At 47.7% G+C, this 16,617-nt stretch carries 14 protein-coding genes, 2 tRNA genes and 2 pseudogenes; 9 read left to right on the top strand and 9 right to left on the bottom strand.

The annotated features are described in order from the left end of the window. Window positions 1-58: 58 nt before the first annotated feature. Entirely contained in the window at window positions 59-1,579 is a 1,521-nt protein-coding gene (locus GGR41_RS04390; protein ID WP_167660838.1) for a Ppx/GppA phosphatase family protein, read from the bottom strand. 175 nt (window positions 1,580-1,754) lie between these two features. Here GGR41_RS04390 and ppk1 point away from each other — a divergent pair, with 175 nt between their 5' ends. From ppk1 to pstB, 5 genes are all read left to right on the top strand, one after another. Continuing rightward, window positions 1,755-3,824, top strand: a complete 2,070-nt coding sequence (gene ppk1, locus GGR41_RS04385) for a polyphosphate kinase 1 (protein ID WP_167660837.1) — start codon at window positions 1,755-1,757, stop codon at window positions 3,822-3,824. A 106-nt stretch (window positions 3,825-3,930) separates the two neighbouring features. Beyond that, a complete protein-coding gene (pstS, locus tag GGR41_RS04380) occupies window positions 3,931-4,974 on the top strand; it encodes a phosphate ABC transporter substrate-binding protein PstS (protein ID WP_167660836.1) in 1,044 nt (347 codons plus the stop codon). Window positions 4,975-5,094: 120 nt separating this feature from the next. Next, complete coding sequence (gene pstC, locus GGR41_RS04375) at window positions 5,095-6,033, top strand: phosphate ABC transporter permease subunit PstC (RefSeq protein WP_167660835.1); 939 nt, start codon at window positions 5,095-5,097, stop codon at window positions 6,031-6,033. 6 nt (window positions 6,034-6,039) lie between these two features. Beyond that, complete coding sequence (gene pstA / locus GGR41_RS04370) at window positions 6,040-6,912, top strand: phosphate ABC transporter permease PstA (protein ID WP_229711063.1); 873 nt, start codon at window positions 6,040-6,042, stop codon at window positions 6,910-6,912. A 30-nt stretch (window positions 6,913-6,942) separates the two neighbouring features. After that, the gene (pstB, locus tag GGR41_RS04365) at window positions 6,943-7,722 is read left to right on the top strand and encodes a phosphate ABC transporter ATP-binding protein PstB (protein WP_077735036.1); all 780 of its coding nucleotides are present in this window, start codon (window positions 6,943-6,945) and stop codon (window positions 7,720-7,722) included. Between the two features lie 114 nt (window positions 7,723-7,836). Here pstB and GGR41_RS13335 read toward each other — a convergent pair. Continuing rightward, window positions 7,837-7,929 (bottom strand): annotated as a pseudogene (locus GGR41_RS13335) (transposase); the annotation flags it as partial. A 57-nt stretch (window positions 7,930-7,986) separates the two neighbouring features. Further along, window positions 7,987-8,047: pseudogene (locus GGR41_RS13330) on the bottom strand (IS200/IS605 family transposase); the annotation flags it as partial. Between the two features lie 69 nt (window positions 8,048-8,116). Between GGR41_RS13330 and GGR41_RS04355 the strand changes: the two are divergent. Beyond that, the gene (locus GGR41_RS04355) at window positions 8,117-9,337 is read left to right on the top strand and encodes an RNA-guided endonuclease InsQ/TnpB family protein (RefSeq protein WP_167660834.1); all 1,221 of its coding nucleotides are present in this window, start codon (window positions 8,117-8,119) and stop codon (window positions 9,335-9,337) included. A gap of 54 nt (window positions 9,338-9,391) precedes the next feature. Next, window positions 9,392-10,114, top strand: coding sequence for a transporter substrate-binding domain-containing protein (locus GGR41_RS04350; protein ID WP_167660833.1), 723 nt, complete (start codon window positions 9,392-9,394; stop codon window positions 10,112-10,114). A gap of 83 nt (window positions 10,115-10,197) precedes the next feature. Here the strand turns inward: GGR41_RS04350 and GGR41_RS04345 are convergent, their stop codons facing one another. The 5 genes from GGR41_RS04345 to GGR41_RS04325 all read right to left on the bottom strand — a co-directional run bounded on the left by GGR41_RS04345 (window position 10,198) and on the right by GGR41_RS04325 (window position 14,654). Continuing rightward, a complete protein-coding gene (locus GGR41_RS04345) occupies window positions 10,198-11,187 on the bottom strand; it encodes a TRAP transporter substrate-binding protein (RefSeq protein ID WP_167660832.1) in 990 nt (329 codons plus the stop codon). A gap of 31 nt (window positions 11,188-11,218) precedes the next feature. Beyond that, the gene (locus tag GGR41_RS04340) at window positions 11,219-12,481 is read right to left on the bottom strand and encodes a TRAP transporter large permease (protein WP_167660831.1); all 1,263 of its coding nucleotides are present in this window, start codon (window positions 12,479-12,481) and stop codon (window positions 11,219-11,221) included. A gap of 3 nt (window positions 12,482-12,484) precedes the next feature. Continuing rightward, complete coding sequence (locus GGR41_RS04335; RefSeq protein ID WP_167660830.1) at window positions 12,485-13,078, bottom strand: TRAP transporter small permease; 594 nt, start codon at window positions 13,076-13,078, stop codon at window positions 12,485-12,487. A 225-nt stretch (window positions 13,079-13,303) separates the two neighbouring features. Next, window positions 13,304-13,380 (bottom strand) — tRNA-Pro (locus GGR41_RS04330). Window positions 13,381-13,439: 59 nt separating this feature from the next. Continuing rightward, entirely contained in the window at window positions 13,440-14,654 is a 1,215-nt protein-coding gene (locus GGR41_RS04325; RefSeq protein ID WP_167660829.1) for a phospholipase A, read from the bottom strand. Between the two features lie 111 nt (window positions 14,655-14,765). Here GGR41_RS04325 and GGR41_RS04320 point away from each other — a divergent pair, with 111 nt between their 5' ends. Beyond that, window positions 14,766-15,494: a polysaccharide deacetylase family protein gene (locus GGR41_RS04320; protein WP_229711064.1), complete on the top strand. Its 729-nt coding sequence runs from the start codon at window positions 14,766-14,768 to the stop codon at window positions 15,492-15,494. A 27-nt stretch (window positions 15,495-15,521) separates the two neighbouring features. After that, window positions 15,522-15,598 (top strand) — tRNA-Arg (locus GGR41_RS04315). A gap of 6 nt (window positions 15,599-15,604) precedes the next feature. Here GGR41_RS04315 and paaX read toward each other — a convergent pair. After that, window positions 15,605-16,564 carry a phenylacetic acid degradation operon negative regulatory protein PaaX gene (gene paaX, locus GGR41_RS04310; RefSeq protein ID WP_167660828.1) on the bottom strand — a complete coding sequence of 320 codons (960 nt, stop codon included), beginning with the start codon at window positions 16,562-16,564 and terminating at the stop codon, window positions 15,605-15,607. Between the last annotated feature and the right edge of the window lie 53 nt (window positions 16,565-16,617).

The following is a 16,617-nucleotide window of genomic DNA, read 5'->3' as shown; positions in this document are numbered from 1 at the left end:
TAGAACCTTTGTTTACTGCACGAAGCACGATCAACTAGGCAGCCAATAGGCTGCCTTTTTAATTGGGCTTGGTATGTGGCAATGCGTTGCTGTAAACCAGTTTGACCCTAACGTCGGCTTTAGCCCACTCACTTTGCTCGGTGCGCAATGAGTATTCTGAGAGCGGACGCGTCGTGATCCATGTTTTGTCGGCATAAATAGTAGCGCCGTGCGTGCTCGTTTGTACAGATAGGGGTAGGCTATCTAGGTCTTCGCGGCGACGCATCAACATAATACTTAGGCGTAAACACAGTAAAGTTAACCAGTCGGCACGTTGAGCGTGATGCAGTTTACGCTTTTCTAACTTACCAAGTTGCCCCAGGGTTAAAAAAGCCAACAAGGACTGGTCGTCTTTAGAAAACCCTGGCATATCGGCATGATCTAACACATAGGCGGTGTGCTTATGGTAGTCGTTGTGTGCAATAGATAAACCTACCTCGTGCAAATCAGCCGCCCAGCCTAAGGCCAGTTTAAGCTCTTTGGTTTCAGGGCTAGAGGGTAGGTTTAATTGTTCAAACAATTGCATAGCCGTTTGTTTGACTCGGGCGGCTTGGGCTAAGTCGATGTGGTAGCGTTTGCTAAGCTGCACCACGGTTTCTTCGCGTTTGTCGCGGTTTGAGTCACGCCCAAGTAAGTCATATAAAACCCCCATGCGTAGCGCGCCTTCGCCGCGTTGCATCGTCGTCACTTTTAGCTCTTCAAACAGAGCAATCATAATGGCCAAACCCGCCGCTAATACTGGGGCGCGGTGAGCTTTAATGCCGGGTAAATCGGCAGGAATGACTTTTTTATCACGCACGAGTTTGCGGCGTAATTGATGCAAGCCTTCTAGGGTAATGCCGCGCTCAGAAAAGCGCATTCCTAATAAGATGGCTTCTAGCCCTTTAGCTGTGCCTGAAGAGCCATAAGCCTGTTGCCAACCTGTTTTGCGGTATTGTTGAGCGATAACCTCGACTTCGCGCCGTGCAGCAAGAATGGCTTGATTCATGCGGTTTTCCGTGATCAAACCACTGCCAAAAAAGCGATCCGTAAAGCTGACGCAGCCCATCGGTAATGAAGACAGCAATAAAGGCTGCGTATTGCGACCGATAATCACTTCGGTGGACCCACCGCCAATATCCACCATCAAGCGCCTATCGCTAGAAGGAGGGAGCTCGTTATTCACACCCGCGTAAATTAAGCGGGCTTCCTCGTAACCTGAAATGACTTCAATAGGAAAGCCCAGAGCCGCTTCGGCAATAGGGAGGATTTCATCTCGGTTTGAGGCCACCCTAAAGGTGTTGGTGGCGACGGCCCGAACGCGATTGGGGTGAAAACCTTGGATACGTTCGTGAAAGCGCTGCAAGATAGTAATAGCCCGTTTGACTGCATCGGGATGGATGCGACGGTCGGGCCCCATATCGGCAGCAAGCCGCACAGATTCATTTAAACGGTCAATCGCATAAATTTGTGCGTGGCCGTTGTGTTGTTCCACCCGCCCAATGGATAAACGAAAGCTATTAGAGCCTAAGTCAACGGCGGCAAGTAAATGTTGGTCCATAGGGAACTAACTGGTAATCAATTATGCTGCGATTATACGTTTAAGAACATAAAAACACATGATATTTAAGCTTAACGTGGTTTTATAGGCGCGAATAAAATAGTCACTTCATTCAATTGTAAAATGCATGCAGTATAAAATTTGCTATCTTTCTTTTTCTTTTCATTAGAACACTATGATCCCTCATCCCACCGTCATGCTCATTAATCGCGAGCTCTCATTATTGAAATTCAATGAACGTGTTATGGCGATGGCGGAAAATCCAACCACACCCTTATTAGAACGCTTACGTTATTTGTGCATCGTCAGCTCAAACCTAGATGAGTTTTTTGAAATTCGGGTCTCCAGCCTAAAAGAAAAAATGGCTCAAGCGCCCCACCACGTACAGGGAGACGGCTTTTCTCCCGTTGATGCCTTCACTAAAATTCAACAGGCTACACATGAGCTGGTCGACAAACAAAATAACTTGTTGCTAGAGCAGGTGCTGCCAGATTTACAAGCAGAGGGCATAGGCTTGCTACGACCTCCTCAGTGGACAGACGAGCAGCGCGCTTGGGCTTATGATACGTTTCAACGCGAAGTCATGCCCTTGTTAACCCCTATTGGCCTAGACCCCGCGCATCCTTTTCCACGGGTATACAACAAAAGCCTGAATTTTATTATTTCTCTTTCTGGTGAAGATGCCTTTGGACGTACCGGGTCTATTGCTATCGTTCAAGCCCCCCGAGCATTGCCTCGTCTTTTAAAAATGCCTGTAACGATTGCTGGTATCCCACATGGTTATGTACTGTTGACAGCCTTAATTAGCCATTTTGTTGAAGAGCTTTTTCCAGGCATGGACGTGAAGGGGTGTTATCAATGGCGCGTCACACGAAACAGCGATTTATTTGTGGATGAAGAGGAAGTCACAAACCTGCGTCAGGCGCTACAAGGTGAACTATCACAACGTAATTTTGGTGCAGCAGTGCGTTTAGAAATTGATGTGTCTATGCCAGAAAAGCTCTCTGCTTTTTTACAGCGTGAGTTCTCTCTTGAGGAAAAAGACACTTATCGTGTGCTGGGGCCAGTGAATTTATCGCGTCTGGCAGAGCTGTGCGATGTGCCAGACCGCCCTGACTTATTGTTTACGCCTTATCAGGCACCCATTCCTGTGCCATTTGATCAAATAGAAAACCCCAAGGAACTCTTTAAAGCCATTGCACGTAAAGATCATTTATTGCATCACCCGTATCAGTCCTTTCAGCCGGTATTAAGCTTTTTACGTGCCGCCGCCTTAGATCCACAAGTCGTGGCGATTAAACAAACTATTTATCGCACTGGCGAGGATTCCGAGTTAATGCAGGTTCTGGTTCAAGCGGCTAAATCAGGCAAAGAAGTGACGGTGGTGGTGGAGCTGATGGCCCGTTTTGATGAGCAAACCAATATCAACTGGGCAGCACGGCTCGAAGAAGCCGGTGCTCATGTGAGCTATGGTGTGGTCGGCTATAAAACCCATGCCAAGATGGCTTTGGTTTTACGTAGAGAAAAGGGCGAAATACGACGGTATGGTCATATAGGAACGGGCAATTACCACCCACGCACCGCACGCCTATACACCGACTTTGGTTTGTTAACCGCCAACGAGGCAGTTTGCTCTGATATGGAGCAAGTGTTTAGTCAGCTCACAGGCTTAGGTACGCGACGCAGTTTACAGGTCTTACTGCAATCACCTTTTAATTTGCATGATGGCATGCTGGTCCGAATTCAACGGGAAATACAGCATGTTAAAGACGGCAAAAAAGCGCGCATCATGGCCAAAATGAACTCGTTGCTAGAGCCTAAAATCATTTATGCGTTGTACGAGGCCAGTCAAGCGGGCGTACGCATAGATTTGATTGTGCGCGGAGCGTGTGCGTTACGGCCTGGGGTACCAGGGTTATCAGATAAAATCCAAGTACGCTCGATTGTGGGACGCTTTCTTGAGCATTCACGCGTTTTTTATTTTTATAACGCAGGCCAAGAAGACTTATTCATTGCATCTGCCGACTGGATGGATAGAAATTTTTTCCGACGAGTCGAGTTAGCCGTTCCTATATTAGATAAACGCTTAAAGCGCCGCGTGATTAACGAAGCGTTACGTTATGCCCTCAGAGACAATCAGTTGGCTTGGCGTGCTCAACCTTCGGGGCAATATGTGCGCGTACGAAGTCGTAGCAGTCATCATTTTAATTTACATGACCAACTCATGCAGGAGCTAGGGCAATAAGCGTTGTCGCAAGTAAACGACTGTCATAGACATGTCATATTCAAGTCTTACACTGGGAACCGTTGCAGATTGATCTGCCTATTTCAAATCACCAAGAGGTGCTTAGATGTTGAAACGTGCTTTTTCTAAATTGTCTGTAGGTTTGGCTTTGAGTGCGCTGACGCTATCCGTTCACGCGGTGAATGTGACGGGGGCGGGTGCGTCTTTTCCTTATCCGGTTTATGCGAAGTGGGCAGCTGCCTACCATAAAGAGACAGGGAAACAAGTGAATTACCAGTCGATCGGTTCAGGTGGAGGTCAACAGCAAATCATCGCTAAAACCGTAGATTTTGGCGCTTCGGATGACCCAATGAAAGCTGAGGCCCTAGAAAAAGACAACCTATTGCAGTTCCCAGCGGTTATCGGTGGCACGGTTCCTGTTGTAAATATTGATGGTATCAAGCCGGGTGAGCTACGTTTATCAGGCCCCGTATTAGCTGATATTTATTTAGGCAAGATTACAAAGTGGGATGATGCCGCTATTAAAGCGTTAAACCCCGATCTCAACCTACCGAATAAGTCCATCGTTGTGGTACATCGTTCAGATGGTTCTGGAACTACATTTGGTTGGACTAATTACCTTTCTAAAGTTTCCGCGGACTGGAAAGAAAAGGTAGGTGAAGGTAAAGCAGTGAAGTGGCCCACAGGTCAAGGCGGTAAAGGAAACGAAGGCGTTGCTGCGTATGTGCGCCAGCTTAAAGATTCGATTGGGTATGTGGAATACGCCTACGCAAAACAAAACCAACTGTCTTGGGCTCAGCTTGAAAACAAAGAAGGGCAATTTGTACAACCATCCCAAGAATCCTTTGCTGCTGCGGCTGCCAATGCGGATTGGCACGGTACCCCAGGTATGGGTGTAGTGTTAACCAATGAAATTGGTGCTCAGTCTTGGCCTGTGACGGCAGCCACATTTATTCTGATGCACAAAAGTCAAGATAAGCCCGCCAATGCGGAGGCTGTGTTAACTTTTTTTGATTGGGCATTTACTAATGGTAAAGACATGGCGGCTGAGTTGGATTATGTGCCTTTGCCCGCCGAGGTGACAGACCAAATCAAGCAATTATGGGCTCAGGAAATTAAAGCCAAAGATGGTAGTGCGATCTGGAAGTAGCATAACGACGACATTCAGATAGCATTAGAATCACTCAAGACGGTACTATCTAATTAGGTAGTCCGTCTTGCTGCATAACACGATGACATTTGTCCATTACCCTTTCATTAAAACCTCGTCATGAAATCTAATCAGAATGGTTTGGTAGACCTGCTATTTAAAAACCTAACCCGAAGCTTTGCCTTTTTTGTTTTTATTTTGCTGGCAGGTATTATGGCTTCTCTGGTTTGGGGCAGCCGCGAGTCGATTTCAGCTCATGGTCTTGCGTTTTTATGGACAAATGATTGGGACCCCGTCAATAACCACTACGGGGCATTGGTACCCATTATCGGAACATTATTAACCTCCGCTATTGCGTTGGTCATTGCGGTGCCGGTCTCGTTTGGCATTGCTATGTTTTTAACCGAACTGTCTCCGACTTGGCTACGACGGCCCTTAGGTACTGCGATTGAAATGCTAGCTGCCATTCCCTCCATTATCTATGGCATGTGGGGGTTATTCGTTTTTGTGCCGTTATTTCAGCGTTATATTCAGCCGAATGCGATTCAACTTTTTGATGGGGTGCCGATTTTAGGCTCTATATTTGCCGGCCCTCCGTTTGGCATTGGCGTTTTTACGGCCGGATTAATTCTTTCCATTATGATTATGCCGTTCATCACGGCTGTTATGCGTGATGTGTTTGAGCTCGTGCCGCCCATGCTCAAAGAGTCTGCCTATGGTTTAGGGAGCACTACATGGGAAGTCATGTGGCGGGTCGTCTTGCCTTTTACAAAAAATGGCGTGATTGGTGGCATTATGTTGGGCTTAGGCCGCGCGTTAGGGGAAACTATGGCCGTGACCTTCGTTATTGGTAATGCATTTAATTTGCCTAATTCCATTTTTGCTCCGTCTAATTCCATTGCCTCTGCGTTAGCTAACGAGTTCAATGAAGCTGGCGGAATGCAAAAAGCTGCGTTGCTCGAGCTAGGTTTGATCTTGTTCTTGATCACGACGGTAGTGTTGGCCGTTTCTAAAGTGTTATTGGCCCGCTTGGCACGTAACGAAGGTATCAAATCCTAATCCACTATGACTATGCAAATACCGACTTCTTCGACCTTAACCCCCACCAATCCGCTTTATAAACGCCGACAACGCTTCAATCGCTTTATGTTGGTGCTATCCGCTGCGGCGTTACTTTTTGGTTTGTTTTGGTTGTTTTGGATTATCTTAACCTTGCTAGTGAAAGGAGCGTCGGCGCTATCATTTAGTCTGTTGACGCAGCCTACGCCGCCTCCGGGCGTGGATGGGGGCTTATTAAACGCCATCATAGGAAGTTTTATGATGGCTGGCGTGGGAACACTCATAGGGACACCAATCGGCGTTTTAGCAGGGACGTATCTAGCAGAGTTCGGTCAACGAGGATGGCTGGCTCCTGCAACGCGTTTTTTAAATGATGTCTTGTTATCAGCACCGTCAATTGTTATTGGTTTGTTTATCTATGCCGTGCATGTGGCTCAAGTAGGGCATTACTCGGGTTGGGCCGGTGCATTGGCCTTGGCTATTTTAGTGATTCCTGTTGTGGTGCGCTCTACAGATAATATGTTGCAACTGGTGCCAAATAGCCTCCGAGAAGCCGCAGCGGCATTGGGCTGCCCACAGTGGCGTATTGTGATCTTTATTAGCTATCGTGCTGCGCGTGCCGGCATTATTACGGGTGTGTTATTGGCGGTAGCTCGAATTTCTGGTGAAACCGCACCTTTGCTTTTCACTGCTTTAAACAACCAGTTTATGTCTTTGAATATGAATGGCCCATTGGCGAACTTACCCGTTGTGATCTTCCAATATGCCGCCAGCCCATTTGAAGATTGGAACCGTTTAGCGTGGGCAGGAGCTGTATTGATTACCCTGTTTGTGCTCGGTATTAATATTTTAGCGCGCACTTTATTCCGCAATAAATAACGCCTCGCTTTAACGAATTGATAAATGACTATGCAAAGCATTACTACACCTACCGATCGCATTAAGCTCGAAGTCAAAGACTTGAACTTTTATTATGGTAATTACCATGCGATTAAAAATGTAAACATGAGCATCAAACAAAACAAAGTCACCGCATTTATCGGGCCCTCGGGCTGCGGTAAATCGACCTTGTTGCGTACATTTAATCGTATGTTTGAACTCTATCCTGGTCAGCGTGCCGAAGGTGAGATCTTATTGGACGGAGAAAACTTACTGACCTCCAATGTGGATATTTCTTTGTTGCGCGCCAAGGTCGGTATGGTCTTTCAAAAGCCGACTCCTTTTCCCATGAGCATTTATGACAATATTGCTTTTGGAGTGCGATTATTCGAAAAGCTCAGTAAAGGGGAGATGGACGAACGCGTGGAATGGGCACTGACTAAAGCAGCACTCTGGGATGAGGTTAAAGATAAATTACGGCAAAGCGGCAATGGGTTGTCGGGTGGGCAACAGCAGCGTTTATGTATTGCGCGTGGGGTGGCAATTAAACCCGAGGTGCTATTACTTGACGAGCCGACTTCTGCCTTGGATCCAATTTCCACAGCCAAAATTGAAGAGCTCATCTCTGAGTTAAAAAACGACTATACTGTTTTAATTGTTACTCACAATATGCAGCAGGCTGCGCGTTGTTCCGACTATACGGCATATATGTATTTAGGTGAGCTCATGGAGTTTGGGGAAACAGACCAAATTTTTGTGAAACCCGCCCGCAAAGAAACAGAAGACTACATTACCGGTCGATTCGGATAATGGGCTTTCTCGTATAGCTAGCAGCCTTAGGGCTGCTTTTTTTATCAAATCGCGCGGAAAAACCCCGCCGTTCAGGGCGCAGATGAATAGCGTGGACGCGCTAGCGTTTTCGTATCAGCTTGGCGTCTGTTGTTGCTTAATGTATTGTCGGACGATCTCGATAGGCGCACCGCCACAGCTTCCGGCAAAGTAGCTCGGCGACCAGAGGGCGCCACCCCATAGTTTGTTGTGAATACTCGGATGCTTCTTTTTGCGAATCATCTAGCACGTCTTTTGTGAACACACCACGGCGGTACTTTGTCACAAAGACCAAGTGAACGTGCATGTTAAAAACACAGGGTCTACCGCGTCTAATGGCGTTGTTTTTCTTCATAGACTACGTATAATTCTTAGCATGAAACGATTGCAAGCCTATCAATACGAACTCACGCCTAACGGCGCTCAGCGACGCGATATGCGCCGCTTTGCCGGTGCGTGTCGTTTCGTGTTCAATAGGGCGTTGGCATGGCAAAAAGACCGTTATGCCGCCGACAGCACGACGAAATTCAGCTATACCGTTCTGGCTAATTTCCTGCCCGCTTGGAAGAAGGATAAGGAAACAGCGTGGCTGAAACAATCGCCAAGTCAATGTTTGCAGCAAGCGCTTAAAGACCTAGAACGTGCCTATAAAAACTTCTTTGCCAAACGCGCCGCTTTTCCCCGCTTCAAGAAAAAAGGCCAGTCAGACCGTTTCCGTTACCCGCAAGGCTGCCAACTCGATCAGGAAAACAGCCGTATCTTTCTGCCGAAACTGGGCTGGGTGCGCTACCGCAACAGTCGCGAGGTACTGGGCACGGTGAAAAACGTCACCGTGAGTCATAAGGCAGGCCAATGGTTCATCAGCATTCAGACCGAACGGGACGTCGAGCCACCGGTTCCACAAGGTACGTCAGCGGTTGGCATCGATATGGGTGTGGCACGTTTTGCCACGCTCTCGGACGGCACGTACTATGCACCGCTCAACAGTTTCAAGCAGCACGAAACCGCCCTGCGTAAAGCGCAGCAAGCATTAAGCCGCAAAATCAAATTCAGCCACAACTGGAAAAAGGCAAAAACCCGCGTCCAGCGTATTCACTCCCGCATCGGCAACGCCCGCCGCGACTACCTACATAAAGCCACGACCGCTATCAGCCAAAACCACGCGATGGTGTGTATCGAGGACTTGCAGGTGCGAAACATGTCCAAATCGGCAGCAGGCACCACCGAGCAACCGGGGCGAAACGTTCGGGCTAAGTCCGGTCTGAATAAAGCCATACTGGATCAAGGGTGGTTCGAGTTCCGCCGTCAACTAGAGTACAAAATGGCGTGGGTAGGAGGTTGGCTTGTCGCTGTACCACCGCACTACACCAGTCAGACCTGCCCTGAATGTGGGCATTGCAGCAAAGCAAATCGCCCTACGCAAGCGCAGTTCCGATGTGTTGAGTGTGGCGTTAAGGAAAACGCCGATGTGGTCGGTGCGATCAATGTATTAAGGGCGGGACACGCCCGATTCGCCTGTGAAGTGAGCGGTGAGGTAATGCCGCCAGCAGCAGGAACCCACCGAAGCGATTCAGGGGCGGCTCAATGCCGCATCTGAGCGCCGTAGGAATCCCCGGCCTTTAGGCGGGGGAGGATGTCAAGGAGACACACTATGCAAGAGCAGCAAATCGTTATGCAACAGCTCGCGCCTTCTGGCGAGTTGCGAGTTGCATTAAATTATGGCAATGGGGTGCTGGTGCAGCGCGGTGCTGATGGCATCCCGCAAGGGGTTGCACCCGACTTGGCGCGCGAACTGGCCCGGCGCTTAGGAATAGTGCCTCGGTTTATTAGCTACGAGGCAGCAGCAAAGGTGGCAGAGGCTGCCAATACGCAGGCCTGGGACCTTGCCTTTATGGCCATTGACCCAAAACGCGGTGAGCACATTGACTTCACTAAGGCATATGTGCAAATCGAAGGCACCTATTTAGTACGTGAAAACAGTGCATGGTATAGCGTAGCCGATTTGGATCGTGAAGGGGTGCGCATTGCCGTGGGTCAAGGCGCTGCCTATGAGTTGTACTTATCGCGGGCTATTCAACATGCCGAGCTCGTGCGCTTTCCTACCTCTAATGCTGCCATTCATGGGTTTGTTGATCAAAGTCTGGACGCTGTAGGCGGCGTGCGTCAAACCTTGATGGACTTTGCAACAGGTCAAAGCGCCTATCGCGTGCTCGATGATTATTACACCGCTATTTATCAAGCGATGGCTTTGCCTAAGGGGCGTGAGGCGGCCTTGGCCTATGTCAGTGGGTTTATCGAGGAAATGAAAAAAACGGGATTTGTGGCCGAAGCGTTGCGTCGTAGCGGCCAGCATGGGGCTAATGTAGCCTTGTAGACAATAATGAAAATAATGAACCCGCCACAGTAATCATTTAACGTGGCGGGCGCTGGTTGGCAGCCGTGGTATTTTGTTTGGTTTTAGTTAGTTTGCGCCTTGATGGCAGCTGCTTCGGACTCAAGCTGGCTTAAAACGGGCGATTTTTTTCGCCATTCTTCATACCATGTATCCACACTGTCACCAAAAAAGGCTCGATCAGTAGTCAAGATTTTTGCTGAACTGTTGGCTTCAATTTGTGCTAAGTAATCGGCATCGATTTTTTCATACGCTAAGATAATCTGTTGCAGGTGTTTACTAGTAAGGCTGCTAATTAACTCTTTTTGTTCGGCTGACATCTGCCCCCATTTACGAGCGGATGCCACGGCTACCATCGGCAGCATCATGTGATTAGAATGCAGTACGGTTTTTGCATTATCAATATATTTCACATTCCACGACCCTTCAAAGTCGATTTGCATGCCGTCAATTTGGCCATTAGCAAAGGCATCGTATAAAGCTGGGAGCGGCATCGGAGTAGGCGCTGCACCCACTTTACGCCAAAAATCTAATTCGGGTTCAATAGGAATAGTGCGAATTTTTTTGCCTTTAAGCTGGTCGGCAGATTGGAGGTCTTGGCGCACCAGTATTTGTCGCATACCGGCCATGCCATAGCCTAATCCAACTAGCCCTAGACTATTTAGCTCTTCTAGCATTTTCGTAGCAGTTGGGCCTTGCAATAATTGACTGACCTCTGCTGGCGTATCGACTAAATAGGGGGCAAATAAGGCGGCATAATTAGGGCGTCGGTTTGCAATTTCGCCAGCCACTAAAAAAGCCATATCTAATGCACCACTTTGCAGTTGCTGCAGCATTTGCGCTTCACTGCCCAGTTGCCCCGAAGGAAACACCAACAGGTTAATTTCCCCGTTACTTTTTTCTTTGAGTTCTTGAGCAAGTTCGTTGGCTGAAATGCTCCATTGATGCGAAGGGGGCGTGATAAGCCCTAACCGTAAATCCGCAGCAAACGATGAACTGATTAAAGCACTGCTAATAACAAGGCTTTTTAACAAAGAGCATAAGGTACGTTTCATACGTGTCTCTATCAATAAAAGAGTGATTAGGCTAATGCACCAAAAAAGTAGCCAAGGAAGGAAAAAAGGTGATGAGTAAAATAACGCCCAGTGCAATGAAAAGGTAGGGCGTAGCTAACCAAGCAATGCGCTCTGCTTTAAGACCTGACAAAGAGGCCGAAACGAATAGTGCAGAACCTATAGGGGGTGTGAGTAAGCCAACGACTAAACTTAAGCACAGCACCACACCAAAGTGGAATGGGTCAATGTGATACACCGTAGTCGCTACTGGCAGAAGCACGGGTACGACCAAAATAATAATGGGAATCGGGTCCATAACCATGCCAGCTAATAGCAAGGCCACAATGACAATGCATAAAAAGGTGGTGGGCTCCGTAGCGATGCTTTGAATCCATGTGGCAAACAGGGTTGGTAGGTTTTCAAAGGTAATCACCCAACCAAAGACTTGTGAGGCGGCAATAAGCAATAGGACTAGTGCTGAGTTTTGGGCAGCACGAATGAGCGCAGGCCAGATAAAACGAAAATTCAACTCTTTATAGATAAATCGGCCGATTAGGATCGAGCTAATGCAAGCTAAGGTGGCCGATTCAGTAGGGGTAGCCACCCCTCCTAAAATACAACTAATAATAATCAAAGGGATGGCCGCGGCAGGGAGGCCGTCCAGCACAAGGCGACAGCGAGTTTTGAAGGCGTACTGGGGCGTTTGCGGATACGACTTTTTGCGGGCTAACCACCCTATAAAAGCCAAAAACCCTACGCTCAAGAGCACTCCTGGCAAAATCCCCGCGATAAATAAATCGCCAATAGAGATTTGGGCTATGACCCCATAAATAATAAAAAGCATGGAAGGAGGAATGATCGGGGCAAGCAAGCCACCAACTGCGGTAATAGTGACAGCATCCTCTTTGCTATAGCCCACTTTTTCCATTTCCGGTACGGCTAAGCGCATCATGATGGTGATTTGAGCAACGGTAGAGCCCAAAATAGAGGCCATCATCATGTTAGCCAGTAGATTGATGTAAGCCATGCCACCCCGTACTGAACCAATAAAAGCCGCAGCAGCCCCCATTAAGCGGCGGGCAATGCCCCCTTCATGCATGCATTCGCCTAATAAAATAAACAGCGGTAAAGCCAGCAGACCATAGTTTTCTAGCCCACCAAAAAACTGTAATGGATAAGAGCTTAATAACACCAAGTTGTCGCTTGCATAAATATAAGCCAACGCCGTCATAGCTAAAACAAAAGCAATGGGAACACTCAGTGCCAACAACATAAAAAAACCCACAGCGACCATGGTTCAGTGCTCCCCTTGGGGACGGCGCTGACAAATCGCACAAAGCACGTTTACACCGCTATGAAATAAACCGCAGACCGCAAACCACGGCAAGATCAACCAAACCCATCCTTTTTTTATGCCTAAGGTCATAGTGGGCTCGTCATAAATAAAATTGAGTTGCGCAGCAGCAAAAGCATGGGTATCGCCTTGGTATTTCACCAAGAGCGTAAAGGGGTCAAAGGCCAGAATTAACAAATAAAGAAAAACGACAAAAAATAGGCTCAAGCAGACATCGACTATGAGAGTTAGGCCATGGTGTAAAGAGGGGCTCAGGCGATCTTTGAGTAATGTAATGGCAATGGCTGACCGGTAATGAATACCGGCGGAAGCAGCAAATAACGCCATCCACACCATCAAACTTACCGCTGCTTCGTCAATCCAGTAAAGAGAGTGGCTAGCTAGACGAGTCAGTATATTTAGCAGCAACAGGAGAAAAATTAGGCCTAAGCAGCTCGCAGCAGCATATATTTCAAACGCGGCCAGGGCGTGACTAAGACGGTGCAGGCGATGAGAGGTCGTCGCATTAGCGGGGGTAGGGCGGTAAAGGTGTTCCATGTGCTAAGTCTCAACACGCTTGTAGTCGTGCTGCTATAAAACTGATGAGTATAACAATGATAATGATTACTATTAACGCTATTCTAGTCTGAGTGGAACCGTTTGCACAGAGTGAAAGCAAGGTGAAAACAAAGAAGGTGAAATGATTGCCAAATTATGGCCACAGAAAAGAAAAAAGGGCTTATGCGTTTTATTGCATAAACCCTTGTTTTCTTTGAGAATTCTTGGTCGGGGCGATAGGATTCGAACCTACGACCCTCTGGTCCCAAACCAGATGCGCTACCAGGCTGCGCTACGCCCCGAAAGATTTAACTATAGCATGTATTGTTTTTAAAAAGCAAGCCTTTTGCTAAAAAAGGCCCTAGGGCGTTAGCGCAATGCCTATTCGTACCTGAGATTGATTAGTTTTGTTGTAGTGCAATAAGGTTTCACCGTAGCCATTTAGATATTGCGCATATAAATACCCATTTAAGTTCAATGGCGTACGTTTTAGAGGCCAAGCCACATCAAGTTGTTTAGTGCGACGACCTTGCTTGCCTTGGTGGTAGCTACCCATCAGACTGAGACCATTGGCTTGTTGCCAACGAAGACGCCAATTAACTGAACCCATATAGTCTTTGTAATCAGCGTTTTCAGCACTTACCCCCACATAGTGTTTAAATCGAGGCATAAAACGCAATTGGCTACCATTCGCAAAGGTGTAGTTCAGTTCAGGCTGCAGATAAAAATCGTTTAAAGAGCGAGAGCTAGCTCCACTTTTACCGTTGGACTCATGTTCTACGCCAGCGTTTAAGCCCAAGTAAAAAGGGGATGCAGCCGTTTGCCACATTTTTTCTTGGTACCAAAATAGGCTTGGATTGTAGGAGCTATCCACAAAAGGCAAGGAGTCGCTGCCTAGATCCCAAAGTGAGCGTTGTGTATAACCTAAATAGAAATGATGGTAAAAACGACTGGTCTGCACAGACTTTGGATTCAAGAGGCGGTATTTAAAACTAATTTGAAATCGAGCATGACTATCGGGCCGAGTACCAAAAATAAAATACATCGGCTCATAAACAGATAAAGCATTTCGCACTTGTTCAAACGCCGTTAAAGAGGGCTCAGCGTTTTTGCCGGTGGCAATAGCATGGATAGCAGGCTCGATGGTAGTCGGAGTGGTGGGGGCAGCCGTTTTCGCAAACGTGGGCGCTTTGATTTCTAGAGCAAGAAGTTGAGGCGAACCATCGATAGCTAAGGTACGGATCCCCGTCGCGAATGCGGGTACTTGGGTTTGCCATTCTGCTTGCGCAAAGCCATTAACAGGTACATGCCGAGTTGGGTAAGTCTCGGTAGGCGTGGCTAGCGCTTGCACTGATGCACCGTGTTCAGTGTGCCAACGCAAGATCAATTGTTGGGGTGGGGTCCATTCGGTGGCTTCGGTGGTGTCGTTAATATAGATGGCTCGAACAGTAATAGGCTGATTGGCTTGTGCGGTAGGCGGATCCACAGAAAAGCTTGTGGCAGCATTGGCCAAAGATTGGTAGAGTATGAGCCACAGTAAAGAGATAAGTGAAGAAAAACGGTACATACCATCCATGGTGGGTGCAATAAGAAAATCAAAATAGCCCTAATTTACCACTGAGTTAACCATTTAAAGACATATTCAACTATTTATTACCATCTATTTTTTCGTTAAGGGGAAGCCGTAATGATTCCTATTTTAATGTATCACCAAATTGCTGTCCCCCCGCCTAAGGGCACACGACTACGGGGCAGTACGGTGCACCCTATACGCTTTGCTAGACAAATGCAGTGGCTCAAGCGTTTAGGGTATACCGGACTGTCTTTGGCCGAGCTTGAGCCTTATGTATTGGGGCAAAAAACCGGTCGAGTGGTAGGCATTACGTTTGATGATGGTTATCAAAACGTGTATGACAACGCCTTGCCTGTGTTAAAAAAACTAGGCTTTAGCTCCACAAATTTTATTGTGTCGGGCGAAATAGCTGGACAGAATACGTGGGCCCAGCGTGCTGGCAGCCCATCGGCCGATCTCATGGACGAGCACAGCATTTTGCGTTGGGTAGACGCAGGTCAGGAAATCGGGTCGCATACCGTATCTCATGAACGCCTTGCCGAGTTAGATGACAATGAGGTGCAAGTACAATTACAGCGTTCAAAGTCTGATCTTGAACAGCTTATCCAAACCGAGGTGCAATCCTTTTGCTACCCTTACGGCAGTGTCAGCACAGCGGTGAAAGCTCAGGTCGCTGCCTTGGGTTACAAAAGAGCCGTCACCACAGAGCGAGGCTTAGCGCATGCGCATGACGACGTCTATGCCTTACCGCGCGTTACGGTGCTGCGCTCCACGCATTTAGTGCATTTCTTGCGTAAAGTCGTAACGCAGTACGAAAATAGAAAACGGACTGGTAAAGATTAGTGTATCAGGTATAATCTCTTTTTTTACGCGTCTGTAGCTCAGTTGGATAGAGCACCCGCCTTCTAAGCGGGCGGTCACAGGTTCGAATCCTGTCAGGCGCGCCATATCTTTTAAGACGCTTGTTTCAAGCCGTTTCTGTTTGTTTTCTCTAGGCCACCAAATCGTTCATAAAAATAGCGATCTGCTTCGGGGGCGTTTTCATCTTCCGTGCGCAACGTAGCTAAAATATGTGTCTGCGACCCGGCCAGCAAATGTTGGTACACCTGATGGCAAATTTCATAGGCTTGCTTGCCGCTCCAACTTTTGGGCAATAGCTCTAAAGGCAGCTGCGGGTCATGCAGTTGGGCGCGTCGGTATTCATGAATTAATAATGTACGCATCACAAAAGCGAGCTCGTCAGAAAGCACAGGCTGGGTGCGTAAATAAGCTAATACCGGAGCAAACCGCTCGATAAAGCGAGAATAGCGCAGGCTGACCTCGTCTAGCTGCCAGCATTCATCAATTAAATGAGCCAATGCTTTGCTGTGGCTAAGCTCGGTATTTTTTTGTTGCACTACATAGACAGACTGAGCGCAATGGCTTTCTTCGATGAGGGCATTGAGTGCATTTAAATCGGGGCTAGGATGAATAAATGCAAATGGCGATAAGGCCCCAAAGCCCTCCCAAAGCAATGCTTTACGTAAGTCAGCACGTTGTTTAGTGCTAATACTAGCGGAAAGAAAAAAAACTTGGGTCCAGGCGCCATCCCAAGTGAGATCACTGGGTGTATAGATACGTTGGTGCGCTTTTTGAAAACGTTGTGAGGCTTGAGGACGTAAGGTATACATGCTGCGGCGTCCCTCGCGTTGAGCACTGAGCCAGCCTTCTTCAGCTAGCCGATATACACTAGTGCGCACTAAACGATCATTAATACCAAAAGGTGCTAAAAGACGGATTAGACTACCTAACCAGAGGGCGCCACCGTGGGGGCGGATGACATCCCCAAAGAGCGTCATCACTAAGGATTTAGTGCGAGGTGGGTGCTCGGCTAAGTAAGTCTCACTCCACGATTTTAAAAAGCAATTAGACATGGTCTACTTCTCGTCATTGTTATTTGCCCATATACTACACAATTTTGTATGAG

The sequence above is a fragment of the Paenalcaligenes hominis genome (assembly GCF_011927625.1).
Lineage (GTDB): Bacteria > Pseudomonadota > Gammaproteobacteria > Burkholderiales > Burkholderiaceae_B > Paenalcaligenes > Paenalcaligenes hominis.
This window is presented reverse-complemented; position numbering and strand designations above follow the sequence as displayed.

Bases quoted from the DNA above. Each gene is read 5' to 3' on its own strand.
- GGR41_RS04390 (WP_167660838.1), bottom strand. From the start codon at position 1,579: ATGGACCAACATTTACTTGCCGCCGTTGACTTAGGCTCTAATAGCTTT.
- ppk1 (WP_167660837.1), top strand. From the start codon at position 1,755: ATGATCCCTCATCCCACCGTCATGCTCATTAATCGCGAGCTCTCATTA.
- pstS (WP_167660836.1), top strand. From the start codon at position 3,931: ATGTTGAAACGTGCTTTTTCTAAATTGTCTGTAGGTTTGGCTTTGAGT.
- pstC (WP_167660835.1), top strand. From the start codon at position 5,095: ATGAAATCTAATCAGAATGGTTTGGTAGACCTGCTATTTAAAAACCTA.
- pstA (WP_229711063.1), top strand. From the start codon at position 6,040: ATGACTATGCAAATACCGACTTCTTCGACCTTAACCCCCACCAATCCG.
- pstB (WP_077735036.1), top strand. From the start codon at position 6,943: ATGCAAAGCATTACTACACCTACCGATCGCATTAAGCTCGAAGTCAAA.
- GGR41_RS04355 (WP_167660834.1), top strand. From the start codon at position 8,117: ATGAAACGATTGCAAGCCTATCAATACGAACTCACGCCTAACGGCGCT.
- GGR41_RS04350 (WP_167660833.1), top strand. From the start codon at position 9,392: ATGCAAGAGCAGCAAATCGTTATGCAACAGCTCGCGCCTTCTGGCGAG.
- GGR41_RS04345 (WP_167660832.1), bottom strand. From the start codon at position 11,187: ATGAAACGTACCTTATGCTCTTTGTTAAAAAGCCTTGTTATTAGCAGT.
- GGR41_RS04340 (WP_167660831.1), bottom strand. From the start codon at position 12,481: ATGGTCGCTGTGGGTTTTTTTATGTTGTTGGCACTGAGTGTTCCCATT.
- GGR41_RS04335 (WP_167660830.1), bottom strand. From the start codon at position 13,078: ATGGAACACCTTTACCGCCCTACCCCCGCTAATGCGACGACCTCTCAT.
- GGR41_RS04325 (WP_167660829.1), bottom strand. From the start codon at position 14,654: ATGGATGGTATGTACCGTTTTTCTTCACTTATCTCTTTACTGTGGCTC.
- GGR41_RS04320 (WP_229711064.1), top strand. From the start codon at position 14,766: ATGATTCCTATTTTAATGTATCACCAAATTGCTGTCCCCCCGCCTAAG.
- paaX (WP_167660828.1), bottom strand. From the start codon at position 16,564: ATGTCTAATTGCTTTTTAAAATCGTGGAGTGAGACTTACTTAGCCGAG.